Source organism: Burkholderia seminalis (genome assembly GCF_001718535.1).
GTDB classification, from domain to species: Bacteria; Pseudomonadota; Gammaproteobacteria; order Burkholderiales; family Burkholderiaceae; genus Burkholderia; species Burkholderia seminalis.
Genome location: NZ_CP013400.1, coordinates 509728 through 523669, shown reverse-complemented (window position 1 = coordinate 523669; position 13942 = coordinate 509728). Strand labels below are relative to the sequence as shown.

Below are 13942 nucleotides of genomic sequence, written 5' to 3'. Positions count from 1 at the left end.
CTTCAGTCAGTCGAAAAGAGTGAGGGCATGTAACCATCCGGGTCGGGACGATCCAACGAAGTTTTCCGCATATCGATATCGCGCGCGGCGCGAAGCGGATCGCGCTCGCGAGCGGTCGTCCGTTCGCCCCGCTTCGCACGATGCATCGGCACGCACCGCAGCGCGTTGATTCGATGGGCGTTTTCTTCATGGCGACGATCGCAATCGAGGTGTTTGCGTGCGCCCCCCGCCGTCGACACGATGGCACGCTTCGCAGTTTTCGCGCTGTCGATAGCAAAAATCATTATATGAATCACGCATGCTCGCACTCCTACAATGCGCAAATCGCATCATCGGAACGCGTCATGGAGTTGCATCAACTCGAAGCCTTTTCCGCGGTCATGTCGGCCGGCAGCGTGACCGGCGCGGGCGAACTGCTCGGCCGCTCGCAGCCGGCCGTCACGCGGCAGATCCAGGAGCTCGAAGCCGATCTCGGCTACGCGCTGTTCGACCGGCACGGCCCGCGCGTCACGCCGACGCGGCGCGCCTTCCTGCTGTACGAGGAAGTCGAGCGCTCGCTGGTCGGCCTGCGCGCGATCGAGGCGCGTGCTCGCGCGCTCGGCGACGCAACGGCCGAACCGGTACGCATCGCGGCGACACCGTCTCTCGCGGCCACGCTCGTGCCGGCCGCGCTGGCCGCGCTGCCCGACGACGTGCACGCGCCGCATTACCAGTTGCGCAGCGAGTCAGCCGAGCATGTCGTGCACGAAGTGCTGGCCGGCACGGCCGACGTCGGCGTCGTCACGCTGCCGATGGCGCATGCCGGGCTCGACGTGCACTGGATCGCGCAGACGCCTTGCGTCGCCGTGCTGCCCGCCGGCGATCCGCTCGCGGCGAAGCCGCGCATCGCGCTGCGCGACCTCGCGCGCCGCCGCATCGTGACGGTCGCGAACCGGCACCGGCTGCGCCAGCGAATCGACGCGGCATTCGCCGCCGCACGCGTCGACGCGCGTGTGTTCGTCGAAACCAATGCGTCGCTGAATGCGGTGATGGCCGCGCGCGCGGGCATCGGAATCGGCATCGTCGATCCGGCCACCGGTGTCGCACTGCCGGTGGACGGCGTCGTCGCGCGTCCGCTCGACGTCGACATTCCGTTCGCCTTCGGCGTCGCGACGCCGGCCGGCAAGCCGCGCACGGCGGCCGTCGATGCGTTGCTCGACGCGCTGCACCGCACGACGCGCACGCTGCTCGGCGACGTGATCTTTCACGACGCCGCCGCGCATGACGCGCTGCTGCGCGGCGACCGGCTGCGCAGCGAGCGGGCATCGCGTGCGCCCCGCACCGCACGTGCGCGCCGCACGCGCCCGGAGGCCGCATGACGTCCCCGCTCGACGCCCTCGAGGCCCGGCTCGCGCAGGACCTGCGCTGGCTCGACCTGCCCGCGCCGTCGTGGGTGCCGCCACAAGAAGCCGACGGCGCGCGCGTGCTCGACGTCGCGATCGTCGGCGGCGGCATGGCGGGGCTCGCGGCATCCGCCGAACTGCGCCTGCTCGGCATCGACAACCAGTGCGTGATCGACCGCGCGCCGGCCGGCTACGAAGGGCCGTGGATCACGTTCGCGCGGATGGAAACGCTGCGCTCGCCGAAGCAGCTCGCGGGCCCCGCGCTCGGCCTGCCCGCGCTGACGTTCCGCGCCTGGTTCGAAGCGCAGCACGGCCGCGACGCATGGGACGCGCTCTACAAGATTCCGCGCACGCAATGGATGGACTACCTGCGCTGGTACCGGCGCGTGCTCGACCTGCAGGTGCGCAACGACACGACGCTCGTCGCGCTGCGCCCGCGCGACGACGGGCTGCTCGCGCTCGACGTGCGCGGCAACGGCGAAGCGCGGACGCTGCTCGCACGGCACGTCGTGCTCGCCACCGGCCGTGACGGGCTCGGCGGTCCGTACGTGCCGCCGGTCGCGCAACGCGCACCGCGCTCGCGCTGGGCTCACTCGTCCGAACCGATCGACTTCGCCGCGCTCGCGGGCAAGCGTGTCGGCGTGGTCGGCGCGGGCGCGTCCGCGTTCGACAACGCGGGCACCGCGCTCGAAGCCGGCGCCGCACGCGTCGACCTGTTCTTCCGCCGCGCGGACATCCCGCGCATCAACAAGCTGACCGGCATCGGCAGCCCGGGGCTCGTGCACGGCTACGCCGATCTCGACGACGCGACGAAGTGGCGCTTCATGCACTACGCGCTGACGTCGCAGACGCCGCCGCCGCGCGACAGCGTGCTGCGCGTCTCGCTCCACGCACGCGCGCATTTCCATGCGGGCAGCCCGATCGAGACACTGGCCGACCGCCCGGACGGCCTCGACGTCACGACGCCGCGCGGGCGCTACCCGGTCGACTTCCTGATCTTCGCGACGGGCTTTCATTCGGACTGGACGACGCGCGACGAATACGCGTCGTTCGGCGCGCACGTGCGCCGCTGGAAGGATCGTTATCGACCGGAACCGGATCTGTGGCTCGACGAGCTTGCCGAGTCGCCCGATCTCGGCCCCGCGTTCGCGTTCCAGGAGCGCGAGCGCGGGGCGTGCCCGGCCATCACGCGGATTCATTGCTTCAACCACGCGGCGAGCCTGAGCCACGGCAAGCTGTCCGGCGACATTCCGGCCATCAGCGCGGGCGCGAAGCGGCTGGCGCGCGGGATCGCGAGCCGGTTGTTCGACGCCGATCGCGACCGCCACTACGACGCGCTCGTCGCGTATGCGAATGCCGAACTGCTAGGCGACGAATGGCGCGACGCCGATGCGTGACCGCGCGCGATCGATCACACCGACGAACAAGGGAAAACCGAAACGATGACTGATTCCATCACGCCGGCCGCCGTGCCGGATACGATCGACGCGGTGGCCGGCCTGCGCGACGGCGATGCCGTCGCCGCGCTGCGCCGCGCACGCGACAAGGTGCTGCTGCACACGCAGCGGAGCGAAGCCGCGCTGTTCGATCCCGCGTTGCCCGATCTCTCGCTGGTCGAGCGGCTGCATGCCGCACGGTATGTCGCGCGCCAGTCGAACGCACACGCGCTGGCCGACACCTATCGCGCCCGGCTGCTCGACGCAGGCGGCACGGCCGGCGACATCGAACACGCGGATGCCGACGCGTTCGACGCGCTGCCTCGACGCCTCGGCGCGATCCTCGCGCATGCGAAGCGCGTGACGCTCGCCCCCGTCGACGCACGCGCCGCCGATCTCGACGCGCTGAAGTCGGCTGGCCTCACGACACCCGGGATCGTCGCGCTGTCGCAACTTGTCGCGTTCGTCGCGTATCAGCTGCGCGTCGCCGTTGCCGCGCAGGCCATTCAGGCACATACGACCAGGGAGGCGGCATGACGACGCCCCACGGCTTCACGTCCGACACGCTCGGCTGGCGCGCGTGGCTCGACACGGTATCGCTCGATGCCGTAACGCCCGATCAGCTTGCGGTGCTCGAAGCGAGCCACCCGCAGGCGAAGACGTCCGATTATTACCTGCTGCTCGTGCATCTGCCCGAGATCCTGCGGCAACGCTCGGGCGTGTTCAACGCGATCATGTACGGCCCCGGCGGGCTGTCGCGCGCCGAGCGCGAGCTGGCCAGCACGGCCGTGTCGCGCGTGAACGGCTGCGTCTATTGCGCGTCGGTGCATGCGCAGCGCTTCGCGCAGCTCGCGAAACGAACCGATGCGATCGAGCAGGTCTTCGACGATCCGGCGACGGCCGGCACGACGGCGCGCGAACGCGCGATCATCCGCTATGCGATCGCGTTGACCGAACGGCCCGACGCGATCGACGAAAGCGCCGTCGCCGCGCTCGAAGCCGAAGGGCTGACGCATGAGGAAATTCTCGACCTGTCGCACGCCATCGCGATCTTCGCGTGGGCGAACCGGTTGATGCTGACGCTGGGCGAGCCGGTGTTTCCGGAACCGGCGGCCGGCGCCTGACTGCATGGCAGGACCGTGACGTGGCCCCGCCCGCGTCACGCCTTGTGCGTCGACAGCAGGATGCTCGTCTCGGTATTCGCGATCCCGTCGATCAGCCGGATCGCGCCGAGCACGCGATCGAAGTGCTCGAGCGAATCGGCATGCAGTTCGGCGACGAGATCCCAGCGCCCGTTCGTGCTGTGGATCGACGCGACGTTCGGATGCCCGCGCAGCACCTTCACCACCTCCGCGCCGCGGTTGCCCTGCACCGCGATCGACATCAGCGCGCGAATCCGGTGGCGCTCCGCCGCCGGCTTGAGCCGCACCGTATAGCCGACGATCACGCCGTTTTTCTCCAGCCGCGTCAGCCGGTTCTGCACGGTCGCGCGCGCGACGCGCAGCGCCCTCGCGAGCGCGACGACCGGCAATCGCGCGTTGTCGCGCAGCAATGCGATGAGCTGCCGGTCGACGTCGTCGAGCGTGATCATGAACGGGGCTTCCTGTTGGGCATGTGAGACAGCCGCCAGCGTGCCGGGGGCCGCGCATTCCGGCCCATGCAGACTGGACAAACTGCCGGAACAGGCTGGCAATTTGCCAAGTCTATCGAGAAATCTGCCACTTTTGCCGTCTTTTTGTTGGCTCGACTCGCGGAAATAATGACTCCATCGACCGGAGCGCCCCCGCCGCGCCGCCGCTTTTCAGGCAGCACGAGGCCCGCCGAAGCCGCGCCCGGTCGACCAGAACGCCAGGACACCCGTACCGGCACTGAATTTGGAGACAGACCGATGACCCGCTTCCTCGACGTTCCCGCCACTGCCCGCCTGATCGCCACGACCGGCGTGACGACGTTCCTGCGCGAACTCGTCGACACGCTGCGCGCCGACTACCTGCACTGGGCCGATTTCGACAAGTCGCCGCGTGTCGCCTGCCATTCGCGCGACGGCGTGATCGAGCTGATGCCCGTCGCGAACGCGTCGCTGTTCGCGTTCAAATACGTGAACGGCCACCCCGTCAACGCGGCGCGCGGCATGCACACCGTGATGGCGTTCGGCGCGCTCGCCGAAGTCGATACCGGTTACCCGCTGCTGCTGGCCGAACTCACGCTCACCACCGCGCTGCGCACGGCCGCCACGTCGGTGCTCGCCGCGCAAGTGCTCGCGCGGCCCGATGCGCGCACGATGGCGCTGATCGGCAACGGCGCGCAGAGCGAGTTCCAGGCAATCGCGTTCCACACGCTGCTCGGCATCGACGAGATCCGCGTGTTCGACGTCGATCCGCGCGCGACCGACAAGCTCGTGCGGAACCTCGCCGCGTATCCGGATCTGCGCGTCGTGCGCGCCGCGTCGACCGCCGACGCCGTGCGCGGCGCCGACATCGTGACGACCGTCACCGCCGACAAGGCGTATGCGACGATCGTCACGGCCGACATGATCGAGCCCGGCATGCACCTGAACGCCGTGGGCGGCGATTGCCCCGGCAAGACCGAACTCGACGCGGGCGTGCTGCACGCCGGCCGCGTATTCGTCGAGTTCGAGCCGCAGTCGCGCATCGAGGGCGAGATCCAGCAGATGCCGGCCGACTTCCCCGTCACCGAGCTGTGGCGCGTGCTGCAGCGCGAGACGACCGGCCGCGAACGCGCGGACGAAGTCACGGTGTTCGACTCGGTCGGCTTCGCGCTCGAGGATTATTCGGCGCTGCGCTACCTGTACGCGCTCGCGCGGCAGCACAACGCGGGCGTCGAGATCGCGCTGATTCCGCCGGCCGTCGACCCGAAGAACCTGTTCGCGCTGATCGACGATCCGGCCGCGATCGCGCAGGGTCACGCGGCGTTCGCGACCGAAGCCGTCGCCGCGTTCGCGCGCTGATTGTCGTTTGCGGGCGGCCCGTGCGCCCCCCGGTCTCCTGCCTTTCGCACCGTCCCCGCCCATGAATCTCGTATCGATCCAGGCGCCGGCCGCCGTCGTGATGATCCGGCCGCACCGTTTCCTGCCGAACCCGCAGACCGCGGCCGACAACGCGTTCCAGCGCACGGCCGGCACCGGCGCGCGCGACACGGCGTCGGTATCCGCCGCCGCGCGCGACGAAGTCACGGCCGCCGCGCAGGCGCTCGCCGATGCGGGCGTGCGCGTGCACGTGTTCGACGACCATGGCGAGCGCGGCACGCCCGACTCCGTATTCCCGAACAACTGGTTCTCGACGCATCCGGGCGGCCATGTCGCGCTGTATCCGATGTATAGCCCGAACCGCCGCCGCGAGCGGCGCGCGGACGTGATCGAGATGCTGAAGGCCGAGTATCGCGTGCAGGACGTGATCGACTACTCGGGCCTCGAATACGACGACGTGTTCCTCGAAGGCACCGGCGCGATGGTGCTCGACCACGTCGCGCGGATCGCCTACACCGCGCGCTCGCGCCGCGCCGATCCGGTCGCGCTCGAACGCTTCTGCACGCACTTCAATTTCGAGCCGATCTGCTTCGATACGGCCGACGCCGACGGGCGGCCGATCTATCACACGAACGTGATGATGAGCGTCGCGACCGAGTTCGCGATGGTCGGCCTCGACCTGATCGCCGACAGCCGGCGCCGCGGCGAAATCGCGCAGCGCCTGACCGAAACGGGGCGCGCGGTGATCGCGCTCGATCCGTCGCAGATCGCGAATTTCGCGGGCAATACGCTGGAGTTGTCAGGAAAGGCGGGACGCGTGCTCGCGCTGTCGCGGCGCGCGTTCGATTGCCTCACGCACGCGCAGCGCACGGTCATCGAACGCTCCGCGCGGCTGCTGCCGCTCGACGTGCCGACGATCGAACTGGCCGGCGGGTCGGTGCGCTGCATGCTCGCGGGGATTCATCTCGCGCGGCGTTCGGCGGCATACGATGCGTCGGCATTCGAAGCGGCGCAACTGCCGCGCGACGCGGTATCGCACGCCTGAACGGCACGGACTTCGACGTCGCGCCGCGGCTGGCGCCATCGGATGCTTCGGCCTGCGAACGAGGCCGAAGCATCCGCGACTTCGATCACCCCGCCAACAGCTTCAACCCGGCCGGCAGCGTCTCGCCGAACACCCGCACCGTGTCGGCTTCGTCGAACGCGATCGCTTCACGCACCATGTCGATCCAGGCCGCCGACGCGTTCGCGGCCGACAGGCGCTTGATGACGGCCTCGCGCGTCTCGTCCGGCAAATCGCGCGAACGATCGGCCGTCATCCGCGCAATCTGCGCCGCCGCGAACGCGGCCGGCTCGACCTGTTTCCAGTCGAGCGCGAACAGCGCATCGAGCCAGCCCGTGGCCACTTCCGCCGGCACGACACCGTGCGCGCTGCCATAGAACGGCCGACGCGCGCCGATACGCCCGAGCGCCCACGCGCATAACGCGCGCTCGGCCGGCTTCTGCAACTGCGCGATCAGGCGTTCGGCCAGCTCGACCTTGCGCTCGACGGGCAGCCGTTCGAGCGAGGCGGACAGTCGCGTCATGTCGGCCGGGCCGACCTTGGCCGGATCGAACGGCAGCTTGCGGCGCTTGTCGTCGGACGGTTCGAGGAACGCGATCGCGTCGCGCACCTGCGTCTGCGCATCGTCGTCGAGGCCGCCGGCCACGCGCCGCCACAGCGTCCACCACTCGGACCACACCTGAGCGTCGGTCACGTACTGAATCCCGTCGTCGAACAGCGGCCACAGCTGCTCGATGCGCCACGCATCGAGCGGATGCCCGAAGCCCGGGCGCAGGCAGTAACCGGCCAGGTTCAGCCACGCGCGCTCGTGATCGGCCGAGCGGCGGCGGCGGCGGGCGCGCGCGAGCAACGCGTCGAACAGCTCGCGCGCGAGCGCCACGTCCCACGCCTCGCGCGCGCCGAGCACCTGTTCGAGTTGTGCGCGCAACCGGCGCGTGTCCTTCGGCGCAACGCCGGCGGCCTTGCTGCCGAACGAGCGCTCGATCAGCTCGATCGCCTGGTCGGCACGCGGATGCCGCGCGGGCCCCGCATCGTCGCCATGCACCTGCGCATCGCCGCGCAGCTGGAATTCGAGCTTCCAGCGGCGTGTTGCGTCGTCGGTCGCGATGCAATGCATTTCGAGCGTGCCGACCTCGGTCAGCGACGCCGTGAGCTTCACCGGCGTTTCGCGGGCGTCGCTGCCCGCCTTCGCATCGACGACCGTCGCGATCGGTGGCAGCCGCACGAAATCGCCGCCGTCGAGATCGACGAGATCGCCGGGCTGGTACCGCGTTTCGGCCACCGTCGACACGAGGTGGAAACGCACCGGTTGCCCGAGCTGCAGCGCGAACGTGCGCTCGTCGAGCCGGATCTCGCGGCCCTCTTCCGTGCCGCGCGGCAGCAGGCAGACGCCGCGCGCGGCGGCATCGGCCGCGCCGTCGTCGAGCACGAGGAAATAGCTGCGCGCGGACCCGCCGCCGATGCGCGGCGCATGCCCGGCGCGGGCGAGCCCGTACGCGACCGCGCCGCGGGCGACGGCCACGTCCGGATGCGCGTTGTGCAGCACGTCGAGCGGCGCGCCGCGCCACGCGCCGAGCGTCCGCGCGAGACGGTCGGCGAGTGCGCCCGCGCGGAACACGCCGCCGTTGAGCAGCAGCGTGTCGGGCAGCGGGCCTTCCGCATGACGCGTCAGGAACGCCGCGACGTGGCGCGTGACGGCCGCGTCGCTCGCATAGGGCAGGCCGAATTCGACGATCGCGGCGCGTGCCCGGCGGGGCAGCTCGCCCGCTTCGACCTGCGGAAAGAACCCGTCGACGACGATCCGTTCGACTTCGTCGCGCGTCAGCTCGGCCGAGCGCGCGCCGCCGACGAGCCGGCTGCCCGCGCCGAGCAGCGTGACGGTGACGGACGCCGGCGCGTCGTCGCCGAGCAGCCGCTCCTTCGCCGCGCGGCAGCGCTCGACGAGCTGCGACAGGCTCGCGGCCGACAGCCGCGTGCCGGGCTCGGTCAGCCGCGTCTCGACCAGGCGCGCGAGCGCGAGGTCCATGTTGTCGCCGCCGAGCATCAGGTGATTGCCGACGCCGACGCGCGTGAAGGCCGGCTCGCCGTCGCCGCCCGGCGCGACATCGACGAGCGTGAGATCGGTCGTGCCGCCGCCGACGTCGCAGATCAGCACGCGCCGCGCCGCGGCGAACGTATCGCGCAGCGTGTCGCGCTGGCCGTACAGCCAGTCGTAGAACGCGGCTTGCGGCTCTTCCAGCAGCCGCAGCGCGGGCAGCTTCGCGCGCCGCGCGGCCTCGACCGTCAATGCGCGCGCGCCGTCGTCGAACGACGCGGGCACCGTCAGGATCACGTCCTGCTTCGCGAGCGGCGCACCGGGAAAACGCGTGTCCCATGCGTCGCGCACGTGCGCGAGGTAGCTCGCGCTCGCGTCGACCGGCGACACCTTGTCGACGCCGTCGGCCGCGCCCCACGGCAGGATCGGCGCGAGCCGGTCGACCGCCGCATGCGACAGCCAGCTCTTCGCGCTCGACACGAGCCGGCCCGGCACCTGCGCGCCGAGCGTGCGCGCGTAGCGGCCGATCACGGCCGGCGGCGCACCGGCGGCGTTCGCTTGCGCATCGGCCGCCCACGGCAGCCGCAGCGCATCCGGCGGCAGCTCGCCCGCGGCCGGGTGATAGCGCACCGACGGCAACAGCGGCTGCGCGGCCACCGCGCCGGGGCCGACCAGTTGCTCGACGTCGAACACGCGGATCGCGTCGGAACCGGCCTCGACGTACGCGACGACCGTATTGCTCGTGCCGAGGTCGATGCCGACCGTATAACGCTTCATCGCGCTCAGGCGGCGCCGCGCACGTCGAACTCGACCTTCCAGCGCTCGTTCGTGCCGCTCGGGATCGCCTCGAGTTCGAGCGTGCCGGCCTCGGTCACGCGCGCGTGCAGCTTCACCGGCACGACTTCGCCGACCGCGCGGCCTTCGGCGGGCAGCGTCGCCTGGATTTCCTCCAGCTCCTGCAGCTCCTCCGGCGACCAGTAGTCGAGCAGCGTGCCGACCTGGTCCTGGCGGCGCACCGACGAACCGAAGAAACGGAACTGCACCGGTTCGCCGACGACGAGGCCGAACTCCTGCGGCGGCAGCGCCGCGTCCGAGCCCTCTTCCATCCCGAACGGCGCGACGCACAGCGCCTGTACCGGCGGTTCGAGCCCCGGCACGGCAGGCATCGCCGATTCGATCGCGACGTAGTACGCGCGCGCCGTACCGCCGCGAATGCGCACGCCGCGGCCGCGCTTCACGTAGCCGTAGTACGCCGCGCCGCGCGCGACCGCGAGATCGAGATCCGCGCCTTCGAGCAGGCGGGCGGGCGGCGCGCCTTCGGCCGCGAGCCAGCTGTTGAGCGTATCGAGCACGCGCTGCGTGAGCAGCGTCGACTTGAACACGCCGCCGTTGAACAGCACGGCGGTCGGATGCAGGAACGTCGCGCCTTGCGGCAGCGTGCGCTGCACGCCTTCGAGCGAATCGAGCGCCGCGACCTGGCGGCCGAGGAACGCCGCGAGATGACGCGTGATGCCTGCGTCCTGCGCATACGGCAGGCCGAGCTGCGTCAGGCCGACCCGCGCGCGGCTCACCGGGCGCGCGCCCGCATCGACCTGCGGGAAGAAGCCTTCGAGGATCGTCTGCGTCAGTTCGGCGCGCGTGAGCTCGGTGCGGATCGAACCGCCGATCAGCTTCGAGCCGCGGCTCGGCACGACGAGCGGCACCGCGTCGGTCGTCGGGTCGGACAGCAGCGTTTCCTTTGCCGAACGGCACGCGTACGTCAGCGCGCGCAGTTGCCACGGATCGGCCTGCGTGCCCTGCTGCGCGAGCTTGCGCGCGACCACGTGCGCGAGCGCGAGGTCCATGTTGTCGCCGCCGAGCAGGATGTGCTCGCCGACCGCCACGCGGTGCAGTTCGAGATTGCCGTCGCGCTCGACCACCGCGATCAGCGACAGGTCGGTCGTGCCGCCGCCGACGTCGACGCACAGGATCAGGTCGCCGACCTGCACCTGCTTGCGCCAGCCGCCCTGGCTCTTCTGGATCCAGCTGTACAGCGCGGCCTGCGGCTCCTCGAGCAGCGTCATCCGCGAATAGCCGGCGGCACGGGCGGCCTCGGCCGTCAGTTCGCGCGCGGCCGGGTCGAACGACGCGGGAATCGTGACCGTCACGTCCTGGTCGGCGAACGGCGCGTCGGGATGCGCGTGGTCCCACGCCTCGCGCAGGTGCGTCAGGTAGCGGATCGAGCTTTCCAGCGGCGACACGCGCGCCACTTCCGGCGGCGCGTCGCTCGGCAGGATCGCCGCGCGGCGGTCGACGCCCGGATGGCACAGCCAGCTCTTCGCGCTCGACACGAGGCGGATCGGCGTGCCGGCGCCGCGCGTGCGCGCCATCTCGCCGACCGCGAAGCCGCGCGAGGCCGTCCACGGCAGCGTCAGGTCGCCCTGCGTCAGCTCGCTTTCATGCGGCAGGTAGAGGAACGACGGCAGCAGGTCGCGCGATTCCAGCGCGCCGGGCGCGGTCAGCTGCGCGATCGGAAGCACCTGCTGCGTGATGTTTTCGCCGTCGCTGGCGCTGCTGTCGACATACGACAGCGCGCAGTGGGTCGTCCCGAGGTCGATACCGATCGAATAGCGCGGATCGCTCACAGTTCCACCTCCGCCGGTGCGACCACCGAGGCGTCGTGGCTGCCCGTCAGCTTCGGCAGGCGCACGTCGGCCACCCGCCAGCCGCGATGGCTGACGGTGCCCGTGAACGGCGCGGCGCCGACCACGTTGCCCGTCACGCGCACGGCCGTCGCGTCGAAGCCGGCCGGCAGCGTCACGCGGCTGCCTTCGGCTTCGTCGCGCACCGGCACGATCGTGAAGTGTTCGCGCAGCGCGGCGCGGCAGCCGTCGTGCACGAGGCGCGCGGCCGCGCCGATGTCGGCGTCCGCGTAGCCGGCGATGTCTTCCTCGACGAAGTCGATGAAGCGTGCATCGCGCTGCAGCAGGCCGAGCAGTTGCAGCGCGGCCTGCGGGCTCGCTTCGCGCAGCTCGGGCGCCGGCGCCTTCACGGGTGCGGGCGCAGGTGCAACGGGCGCGGCAGCCGGGGCCGGGGCGACCGGTGCCGGGGCGCCATCGCGCACGCGCAGCACGCCGGCGGCGAACTCGCGGTTGCCGAGCACGGAGAAGAACGTGCCGACGGCCAGCGACAGCCGGCCGAAGAAGGACAGGTTGGATTCGGGCATGGGGTCTGGACTCCTGTGGGCTCGCGCCATGGCGAGCGATCTTGCCTGGGCGCCCGGCGACGGCGTGCGGATGACGCACTGCCGCCGCCCGGCGCGTGATTCGGTCGCGCCCTCGCGGGTGCGGAAAACCCGTATTTTGCCCTGTGGCGGGCGAACCGGGCAGAAGTTGGGGGACAGAACATCGCGGCGCGGCGGTTTCGGCCGCGTGTTCGGCCGTGCGGAATCGCGCCCGATCACCCGTCACGCGTGAGCGGTTGCGATGCTGCGGCGCGTCAGCGCGGCTGGCGCAACCGGGCCGCCTTCGCTTCGAAATCGCGCGACAGCATGCCGAGCGTGACCTCGCCGAAGCGCGCCGGCAGCGATGCTTCGGTGTCCTTCAGCGCGGCCGCCAGACGCGCGTCGACGGCCTGCTCGACCCGGGCATTCGGGCGCGTCCTCGGGTACCCGGTCGGAAAACAGCGGCGGCAAGCCGGCCGCGCGACGGTCGTGCCGATCGACGCACTGTTCGCCGGCGCGCGCACCGGGATGGCGAGCGACCTTGCGCAGCAGCTCGGCCGCGCGTTCGACGAAGGGCCGCGGGGCCACGCGATTCGCGTCGACGCGTGGAAGCGGACGAGCGTCGCCGGCGTGTATGCGGCCGGCGACGCATCGAGCCTAATCACCAACGCGATGTTCGCATCGGCATCGGGCGTGGCGGCCGGCGTGGGCGTACACCGGTCGCTGATCTTCGGGCTCGGCGCGTAACGGAGCCTCGCGCGGCAGGTCGCATCGCCGTCGATGGCTTCGTCGCACGATGTGCGGTTTAATGTCAGGCACTTACCGCATCGAGAGCCATGAAATAAATGCTCGACCTCGACGACCTGCGACTCGTCCGCGCGATCGGCGCGTCGCGTTCATTGGCCGCCGCCGCGCGCCTGCTCGATCTCACGCCGCCCGCCGTGACGATTCGCCTGCAGCGGATGGAAACGCGCCTGAACGCGCGGCTCGCCGTGCGGCAGCCGAAAGGGATCGCGCTGACCGACGAAGGGCAGCGGCTGTATCAGGAAGCCGTCGGCATACTCGAACGCATGGAGGCGTTGCCGGCCAGCATCGCGGGCGATCACGGCGACGTGCAGGGCACGCTGCGCGTCGTCGCCCCGCTCGGCTTCGGGCGCAAGTACGTCGCGCGGATCGTGCGCGACGTGCAGCGTGCGCATCCGAAGCTCGAAATCTCGCTGCACCTGTCGGACAGCCCGTTGACCAGCGCATCCGGGGCGGACGTGGTCGTCCACGTCGGCAGCCTCAAGTCTTCTTCGTGGGTCGGTTATCCGCTCGCGCCCAACGAGCGCTTCCTGTGCGCGAGCCCGGGCTACGCACGCCGCATCAAGGACCTGAATCATCCGTCCGACCTCGCGCGCCACGACTGCCTGTGTCTGCGCGAGAACGACGAGGACATCCCGCGCTGGCGCTTCTCGCCCGGCGGCGACGTCAACGGCGAGTCGCGGCGGTCTGTCGTCATTCGCGTGACCGGCGCGCTGTCGTCGAACGACGGCACCGTCATCACCGAATGGGCATTGGCCGGGCTCGGCATCGTCGAACGCTCCGAGTGGGATGTCGCGCCGTTGCTGGCGAGCGGCAAGCTCGTTCGGTTGTTGCCGGACTGGCGCCTGCCGCCCGCGCCGGTAACGGCACTGCTGCCGTCCCGTACCGGCCGCTCCGCGCGACAACGGGTCTTTCTCGAAGCCGCGCGGCGGTTTCTCGATCCGCCGCCGTGGCGTGGCCAGGCCTGAGCGATTCGACAGATTAAATCGCGCTTAATGGCGGATTAGCGCGGCGTTAAACACGATGCGCGCCAA

General features: G+C 70.8%; 12 protein-coding genes and 2 pseudogenes. 8 read left to right on the top strand and 6 right to left on the bottom strand.

Features of this window, described 5'->3' with window-relative positions:
- Nucleotides 1-2 precede the first annotated feature (2 nt).
- Nucleotides 3-284: a hypothetical protein gene (locus WJ12_RS36060; protein ID WP_156444805.1), complete on the bottom strand. Its 282-nt coding sequence runs from the start codon at nucleotides 282-284 to the stop codon at nucleotides 3-5.
- Between the two features lie 60 nt (nucleotides 285-344).
- Between WJ12_RS36060 and WJ12_RS23055 the strand changes: the two genes are divergently transcribed.
- From WJ12_RS23055 to WJ12_RS23040, 4 genes are read left to right on the top strand one after another with little or no spacing between them, the layout of a single operon-like run.
- Nucleotides 345-1358: a LysR family transcriptional regulator gene (locus tag WJ12_RS23055; RefSeq protein WP_059559662.1), complete on the top strand. Its 1014-nt coding sequence runs from the start codon at nucleotides 345-347 to the stop codon at nucleotides 1356-1358.
- On the top strand, nucleotides 1355-2779 hold the full coding sequence (locus tag WJ12_RS23050; protein WP_059559664.1) for an NAD(P)-binding domain-containing protein: 1425 nt from the start codon (nucleotides 1355-1357) through the stop codon (nucleotides 2777-2779). Before WJ12_RS23055 ends, WJ12_RS23050 begins: the two co-directional genes overlap by 4 nt.
- Before the next feature lie 45 nt (nucleotides 2780-2824).
- Nucleotides 2825-3355 carry a CMD domain-containing protein gene (locus tag WJ12_RS23045; protein ID WP_059559667.1) on the top strand — a complete coding sequence of 177 codons (531 nt, stop codon included), beginning with the start codon at nucleotides 2825-2827 and terminating at the stop codon, nucleotides 3353-3355.
- On the top strand, nucleotides 3352-3942 hold the full coding sequence (locus WJ12_RS23040) for a peroxidase-related enzyme (protein ID WP_059559670.1): 591 nt from the start codon (nucleotides 3352-3354) through the stop codon (nucleotides 3940-3942). Before WJ12_RS23045 ends, WJ12_RS23040 begins: the two co-directional genes overlap by 4 nt.
- A 35-nt stretch (nucleotides 3943-3977) precedes the next feature.
- Here the strand turns inward: WJ12_RS23040 and WJ12_RS23035 are convergent, their stop codons facing one another.
- Nucleotides 3978-4409 carry an Lrp/AsnC family transcriptional regulator gene (locus WJ12_RS23035; protein ID WP_049034261.1) on the bottom strand — a complete coding sequence of 144 codons (432 nt, stop codon included), beginning with the start codon at nucleotides 4407-4409 and terminating at the stop codon, nucleotides 3978-3980.
- 297 nt (nucleotides 4410-4706) lie between these two features.
- On the opposite strand from WJ12_RS23035, the gene WJ12_RS23030 reads away from it, so the two are divergent.
- Nucleotides 4707-5786: an ornithine cyclodeaminase gene (locus WJ12_RS23030; protein ID WP_059559672.1), complete on the top strand. Its 1080-nt coding sequence runs from the start codon at nucleotides 4707-4709 to the stop codon at nucleotides 5784-5786.
- A 61-nt stretch (nucleotides 5787-5847) separates the two neighbouring features.
- Nucleotides 5848-6849 (top strand): citrulline utilization hydrolase CtlX, encoded by a 1002-nt coding sequence (ctlX, locus tag WJ12_RS23025; RefSeq protein ID WP_059559675.1) that lies wholly within the window; start codon nucleotides 5848-5850, stop codon nucleotides 6847-6849.
- Between the two features lie 85 nt (nucleotides 6850-6934).
- Here the strand turns inward: ctlX and WJ12_RS23020 are convergent, their stop codons facing one another.
- The 4 genes and pseudogenes from WJ12_RS23020 to WJ12_RS23005 all read right to left on the bottom strand — a co-directional run.
- Nucleotides 6935-9679, bottom strand: a complete 2745-nt coding sequence (locus tag WJ12_RS23020) for an Hsp70 family protein (protein ID WP_059559678.1) — start codon at nucleotides 9677-9679, stop codon at nucleotides 6935-6937.
- Between the two features lie 5 nt (nucleotides 9680-9684).
- Nucleotides 9685-11526 (bottom strand): Hsp70 family protein, encoded by a 1842-nt coding sequence (locus WJ12_RS23015; protein ID WP_059559680.1) that lies wholly within the window; start codon nucleotides 11524-11526, stop codon nucleotides 9685-9687.
- Nucleotides 11523-12107: a DUF2760 domain-containing protein gene (locus WJ12_RS23010; protein WP_034188349.1), complete on the bottom strand. Its 585-nt coding sequence runs from the start codon at nucleotides 12105-12107 to the stop codon at nucleotides 11523-11525. Before WJ12_RS23010 ends, WJ12_RS23015 begins: the two co-directional genes overlap by 4 nt.
- A 272-nt stretch (nucleotides 12108-12379) precedes the next feature.
- Nucleotides 12380-12587, bottom strand: a pseudogene (locus WJ12_RS23005) (transcriptional regulator); the annotation flags it as partial.
- 3 nt (nucleotides 12588-12590) lie between these two features.
- Between WJ12_RS23005 and WJ12_RS35170 the strand changes: the two are divergent.
- A pseudogene (locus tag WJ12_RS35170) lies at nucleotides 12591-12851 on the top strand (NAD(P)/FAD-dependent oxidoreductase); the annotation flags it as partial.
- Nucleotides 12852-12949: 98 nt separating this feature from the next.
- Nucleotides 12950-13876 carry a LysR substrate-binding domain-containing protein gene (locus WJ12_RS23000; RefSeq protein ID WP_069245838.1) on the top strand — a complete coding sequence of 309 codons (927 nt, stop codon included), beginning with the start codon at nucleotides 12950-12952 and terminating at the stop codon, nucleotides 13874-13876.
- Nucleotides 13877-13942 lie beyond the last annotated feature (66 nt).

Bases quoted from the DNA above. Each gene is read 5' to 3' on its own strand.
- WJ12_RS36060 (WP_156444805.1), bottom strand. From the start codon at position 284: ATGATTTTTGCTATCGACAGCGCGAAAACTGCGAAGCGTGCCATCGTG.
- WJ12_RS23055 (WP_059559662.1), top strand. From the start codon at position 345: ATGGAGTTGCATCAACTCGAAGCCTTTTCCGCGGTCATGTCGGCCGGC.
- WJ12_RS23050 (WP_059559664.1), top strand. From the start codon at position 1,355: ATGACGTCCCCGCTCGACGCCCTCGAGGCCCGGCTCGCGCAGGACCTG.
- WJ12_RS23045 (WP_059559667.1), top strand. From the start codon at position 2,825: ATGACTGATTCCATCACGCCGGCCGCCGTGCCGGATACGATCGACGCG.
- WJ12_RS23040 (WP_059559670.1), top strand. From the start codon at position 3,352: ATGACGACGCCCCACGGCTTCACGTCCGACACGCTCGGCTGGCGCGCG.
- WJ12_RS23035 (WP_049034261.1), bottom strand. From the start codon at position 4,409: ATGATCACGCTCGACGACGTCGACCGGCAGCTCATCGCATTGCTGCGC.
- WJ12_RS23030 (WP_059559672.1), top strand. From the start codon at position 4,707: ATGACCCGCTTCCTCGACGTTCCCGCCACTGCCCGCCTGATCGCCACG.
- ctlX (WP_059559675.1), top strand. From the start codon at position 5,848: ATGAATCTCGTATCGATCCAGGCGCCGGCCGCCGTCGTGATGATCCGG.
- WJ12_RS23020 (WP_059559678.1), bottom strand. From the start codon at position 9,679: ATGAAGCGTTATACGGTCGGCATCGACCTCGGCACGAGCAATACGGTC.
- WJ12_RS23010 (WP_034188349.1), bottom strand. From the start codon at position 12,107: ATGCCCGAATCCAACCTGTCCTTCTTCGGCCGGCTGTCGCTGGCCGTC.
- WJ12_RS23000 (WP_069245838.1), top strand. From the start codon at position 12,950: ATGCTCGACCTCGACGACCTGCGACTCGTCCGCGCGATCGGCGCGTCG.